Source organism: Mycobacterium arosiense ATCC BAA-1401 = DSM 45069 (assembly GCF_002086125.1).
Lineage (GTDB): Bacteria > Actinomycetota > Actinomycetes > Mycobacteriales > Mycobacteriaceae > Mycobacterium > Mycobacterium arosiense.
The window spans coordinates 1-416 of the sequence record NZ_MVHG01000252.1 but is presented as its reverse complement, the minus strand read 5'-3'; the positions used below and the strand labels follow the sequence as shown (position 1 = coordinate 416).

General features: G+C 68.8%; 1 protein-coding gene. It reads right to left on the bottom strand.

The genetic code is table 11. From position 1 onward, the window contains the following. A partial coding sequence (locus BST14_RS28350; RefSeq protein WP_142279697.1) for an AMP-binding protein occupies positions 1 to 416 on the bottom strand: 416 nt, incomplete at both ends.

Sequence of the window (416 nt, the reverse complement as noted above, 5' to 3'; positions counted from 1 at the left end):
CCACACCCGTCGAACCGGTCGGCCAGCCCAGTGGTGGTGATCGCGGCGATCGGTGCGGCATCGGCAACCATGAACTCCATTCGCGCCGCCGGGTGCGCTGGATCGATCGCTAGATATGCCGCACCGGTTTTGAGCACCGCCAACATCGACACGATCGCCTCGGCGCAACGGGAAAACAGCAGTGCCACAGTCTGTCCGGGGCCAGCACCACGACCGGCCAGTAGATGCGCCAACCGGTTCGACGCCTCGTCGAGCTCGCGGTAGGTCATCGAGTGGCCGTCGAAGGTCACCGCCGGCGCCTCGGGTGCGCGCATGACCTGGGCGCCCAACAGGGCCGGAATCGCCGCCGGTGTGGGTGCGGGTCGGGTCAACACCGGCCGGTTGCCCCACCGATCCAGGCGGTCGCGCTCAGCGTC